Here is a 4769-nt window from a genome sequence, read left to right as displayed (position 1 = left end):
TCTATGATCAAGCCCCGGCACTTGATGTCCCCGCTGTAATGGGCGCCGCTCTGCAGTTCTATCTTGTTGGCCGCGGTGATATTGCCGGTGACCTTGCCGCCGATGATGGCGTCCTTGGCTTTGATCTCGGCTTTTAAGATCCCTTCCTTGCCTATCACCAAAGTGCCGCTGGTCTCTACCTGCCCCTCAACCTGGCCGTCGATCCGGATGCCGCCTTCCACCTTGAGGCTGCCGTTGAAGCTGGAACCCTTGCCCAGCAGGGTGTTCATCGGTCCGCCGCCGATCTCCGTCTTTTTGTCCATCGTTTGATCTTCCTTTATCTTCGTCGGTTGGGGCAATCAACAATTGCCTTAAGTTTTCTGAGCCGCCAGTTGGGGCAATTCATGAATTGCCCTTACAGGTATCTCATTTATTCGGTCTCGGTGACGCCCACTTCATAGTCCTGGCCGTTGACCCGCATCACGAAATGGCGCTGGGGGTGGCCATCGGGCGAGGGCAGTCCCACTTTAAGGGAATCCTGGCGGGCCTTCTTCTTAAGCGGGTCCTTCTGGACCTCAAAATACTCCTTGGCCACCGCCGGGTACAGGGCGTAGGACAGGATGTCCTCTTCCTTGTCCGATATCCCCTCCATCTCCTTCTTGCACTTCTCCCATTCCGGGGCGATGTGGTTGGCCGGGCGGTCGGTGATGGGCTTCTCGTCGCCGATGGCCTTCTTCATCACCACCGGGTCAATGGGGGCCGGGGTCTTGCCGTACAGGCCCTTGCAGAGGTCCTTGACCTCCTGGATGATGATCTTGTATCTTTCCCCGGCCAGCACGTTGAAGGTGGCCTGGGTGCCCACTATCTGCGAGGTGGGGGTCACCAGCGGCACGTAGCCCAGTTCGGCCCGGACCTTGGGGATCTCCTTGAGCACGGCCTCGAACTTGTCCAGGGCATTCTGTTTTTCCAGCTGGCTGACCATGTTGGTCAGCATCCCGCCCGGCACCTGGTAGACCAGGGCCCGCACGTCCACCCGCTCGGCCACCGGGGTGATCAGGTGCTGGTAGGCCCGGTCCTTGATGTCCTGGAAATACTCGGCGATCTCCAGAAAGTGGGATTTGTCCACCTTAAGCCCGAAGCCGGCGTTGTCCAGCATCTCCACCATGGACTCGGTGGGCGGCTGGCTGGTGCCCGAGCCGAAGGGCGAGATGGCGCAGTCCAGGATGTCCGCCCCGGCCTGGGCCGCGGCAAAGTAGCTGGTGGGCGCCATGCCGGTGGTGCAGTGGGAGTGCAGGCAGACCGGCAGTCCCACTTCTGATTTAAGTTTTGATATCAGCTCCTGGGCCGAGGCCGGCGAGATCAGCCCGGCCATGTCCTTGATGGTGATGATGTCGCAGCCCAGGTTCTTGAGCTCTTTGGCAAAGGACACGAAGCCGTCGATGGAGTGCACCGGCGAGATGGTGTAGCTCAGCGCGCCCTGGACGGTGGCTCCGGTCTTCTTGGCGGTGACGATGGCCTTCTCCATGTTGCGGATGTCGTTCAGCGCGTCGAACACCCTAAAGACGTCGATGCCCAGCTCGGCCGCCTTTTTGATGAAACGCTCCAGGATGTCGTCGGAGTAATGCTTGTAGCCCACCAGGTTCTGGCCCCGCAGCAGCATCTGAAGTTTGGTCTTCTTGGTGTGTTTTTTGAATATCCGGATCCGCTCCCAGGGGTTCTCGTCCAGAAAGCGGAGCATGGTGTCAAAGGTGGCCCCGCCCCACATCTCGAACGACCAGTAGCCCACCTGGTCCATCCTCTCGATCATGGGTATCATGTCCTCGGTCCGCATCCGGGTGGCGATCAGTGACTGGTGGGCATCGCGAAAGGCGGTTTCGGTGATGTTGACCAGCCGGCCGTTGTTGCCCATTTTGGCGTCTTCGTTCTTATCTGATTTTTTTAACATCTTTATTCCTGCTTCATGGGGGTTACTATCCACAGATTTCGCAGATTATCGCAGATTTTTTATATTCTGGTTTTTCCTGAAATAATAAATCCCGATCTGTGTCAATCCGTGTAATCTGCGGATAGATATTTTCTTTATGCTGTTAGGACAGTATGACCAAAGCTTCGCCGGCGGTGACGGTCTGTCCCGGCTTGACCCGGATCTCGACCACCTTGCCGGCCACCGGGGTGGAGAGCGAGGTCTCCATCTTCATGGCTTCCAGCTTAAGCAGCACGTCGCCGTCCTTCACCTCCTGGCCCACCTGGCACAGCACTTTGATGATGGTTCCGGTCATGGGGGCCGGAATGACCTTCTGGCCTTCGGCTACCGGGGCCTGGGGTTTTCCCGGGGCCGGGGCGGCGGCCTGGGGCACCGTCACCGAGATGGTCTTGGGGCCGGTGGGGGCGGGGATGGGGGCCAGGGCCGGCTTCTTGCCGACCTCCTCGACCTCCACCTCGTAGGCCTTGTTGTTTACCTTTACGATGTACTTGCGGGACATGTTTGACCTTTCGTATTATTTCTAAGAAATCAAATGATGCTTATTTTTCTCCGTGTCTCTGTGCCTCTGTGGCAAAGATTATTTCCGGGGACCGCCCATGTTCTCCTGCCTTCCGGCCAGCGCCCAGAGGTTGATCTCGGAATGGTGAACCGGCTTGATGGAGGCCACGTGGAAGGCCAGCTTGTCGTCCTTTAGATAGCGCCCCAGGGCGGCGGCTATGGCCACCTGGATCTCGGCGGGGATGTTCTCTTTTTTAGTCATTTGTCTTATCTGTCGTTTCGGATTTGGTCTTGGCGGTCTGTTCGTCATCCCCGGCTTGACCGGGGATCCAGGGTTTTAATTACGATACTTGGATTCCCGCCTTCGCGGGAATGACCAAAGGAAAGTTTACAGCGGTATGTTCCCGTGCTTCTTGTTGGGCGACTGCTCGCGCTTGGTCTTGAGGATGGCCAAGGCCGAGGCCACTCTTCCCCGGGTCTCTTCCGGCGCTATTACCGCGTCCACGTAACCGCGCTTGGCGGCCTCGTAGGGGTTGGAGAACATCTCTTCGTAGGTTGCTATCAGCTCCTGGCGCTTCTGGGCCTGGTCGGCCGCCCCGTCGATCTGCTTGCGGAAGATGACGTTGACAGCGCCAGAGGCGCCCATCACCGCGATCTCGGCCTGGGGCCAGGCCAGCATCAGGTCCGATCCCAGGTCCTTGTTGCACATGGCAATGTGGGCCCCGCCGTAGGATTTGCGCAGAGTTACGGTGATCTTGGGCACGGTGGCCTCGGAATAGGCGTAAAGGATCTTGGCCCCGTGACGGATGATCCCGCCGTGCTCCTGCTGTTTTCCCGGCAGGTAGCCCGGGCAGTCCACGAAGGTCACCAGCGGGATGTTGAAGGCGTCGCAGAAGCGGATGAAACGGGCGGCCTTGTCGGAGGAGTTGATGTCCAGACAGCCGGCCAGCACCTGGGGCTGGTTGGCCACTATGCCCACGCTGTGACCGCCCACCCGGCCGAAGCCCACCACGATGTTGGGGGCAAAGTGCTCGTGGACCTCCAGGAAATCGCCGTTGTCCACCACTCTTAAAATGATGTCCTTGGCGTCATAAGGCATCTTGGGGTTCACCGGGACGATGGTCCGCAGTTCCATGTCTATCCGGCCGGGCTCGTCGGTGGTGTCCAGCACCGGCGGGTCTTCCAGATTGTTGGCCGGAAGGAAGGACAGCAGTTTGCGCACCCCGGCAAAACAGTGTTCTTCGCTGGGATAGGCAAAATGCCCGTTGCCCGAGACCTGGTTGTGGGCCATGGCCCCGCCCAGTTCTTCCAGGCCCACCTCCTCGCCCATCACGGCCTTGATCACCTGGGGCCCGGTGATGTACATGTTGGAGACCTTGTCCACCATGAAGACGAAATCGGTGATGGCCGGGCTGTAGACCGCGCCTCCGGCGCAGGGCCCTAAGATCACGGAGATCTGGGGGATGACGCCCGAGGACCGGGTGTTGCGGAAGAAGATCATGCCATAGCCGTGCAGGGAGTCCACGCCCTCCTGGATCCGGGCTCCGCCGGAATCGTTGATGCCGATGACCGGGACGCCCATCTTAAGCGCCATGTCCTGCATCTTGACGATCTTTAAGGCGTGGGCCTCGCCCAGGGAACCGCCGGTGACGGTGAAGTCCTGGGAGAAGACGAAGACCGGGCGCCCCTCCACCGTGCCGTAGCCGGTGACCACGCCGTCGGCCGGGATGGACACCTTGTCCATGCCAAAGTTGTCGCAGCGGTGCTGGACGAAGGCGTCGAACTCCACAAAGCTCTGGGGGTCCAGCAGCTGGTCTATCCGCTCCCGGGCCGAGAGTTTTTTCTTTTCGTGCTGTTTGGCCGCCCGCTTGCCGTCGGCATCGCAGATGACCGCCTTCTGGTCCTCCAGCGCCTTGATGATCTGCTCAATGGTCTTTTCAGACATCTTGCGTAAACCTAACTATATTAAATGTTTATTGTTTTCCAACCGAAAACCATAGGATAAACGAAATGTTATTATATCTCAAAAGACGGGGCATTTCAAGGGGAAAATGGCACACAAAACAGCAACAAGTAATTTTACATAAACCAAGTAAAATCATATAAAAAACCCCGCATTAGCGGGGTTTTTTGTTAGGTCTTTACGTTGCCCATCGCAAAGGTACTTTTAAATCGTTAAACCAACTTATATCAATTTTTTTTTCGTGTTGCAACCGGCCAACAACGATGCCCGGAGCTATTTTTAAGGTTTGAGCGAACTGAATTATCGTTTTTTTATTAAGATCACGCCCATCAATAAAGATTTTAT

The 4769-nt window shown here is 57.6% G+C and carries 5 protein-coding genes; all 5 read right to left on the bottom strand.

The window, feature by feature from the left end:
• Window positions 1–302: polymer-forming cytoskeletal protein (locus Q7U71_08870; GenBank protein ID MDO9391869.1), on the bottom strand; the 302-nt coding region annotated here is incomplete at its 3' end.
• Between the two features lie 107 nt (window positions 303–409).
• Window positions 410–1924, bottom strand: a complete 1515-nt coding sequence (locus Q7U71_08865) for a pyruvate carboxylase subunit B (protein ID MDO9391868.1) — start codon at window positions 1922–1924, stop codon at window positions 410–412.
• A gap of 142 nt (window positions 1925–2066) precedes the next feature.
• Complete coding sequence (locus Q7U71_08860) at window positions 2067–2462, bottom strand: DUF2118 domain-containing protein (GenBank protein MDO9391867.1); 396 nt, start codon at window positions 2460–2462, stop codon at window positions 2067–2069.
• A 78-nt stretch (window positions 2463–2540) separates the two neighbouring features.
• Window positions 2541–2723 carry a hypothetical protein gene (locus Q7U71_08855; protein MDO9391866.1) on the bottom strand — a complete coding sequence of 61 codons (183 nt, stop codon included), beginning with the start codon at window positions 2721–2723 and terminating at the stop codon, window positions 2541–2543.
• A 126-nt stretch (window positions 2724–2849) separates the two neighbouring features.
• The gene (locus tag Q7U71_08850; GenBank protein ID MDO9391865.1) at window positions 2850–4406 is read right to left on the bottom strand and encodes a carboxyl transferase domain-containing protein; all 1557 of its coding nucleotides are present in this window, start codon (window positions 4404–4406) and stop codon (window positions 2850–2852) included.
• Window positions 4407–4769: the final 363 nt, after the last annotated feature.

Source organism: bacterium (assembly GCA_030655055.1).
Taxonomy (GTDB): Bacteria; Edwardsbacteria; AC1; order AC1; family EtOH8; genus UBA5202.
This window is presented reverse-complemented; position numbering and strand designations above follow the sequence as displayed.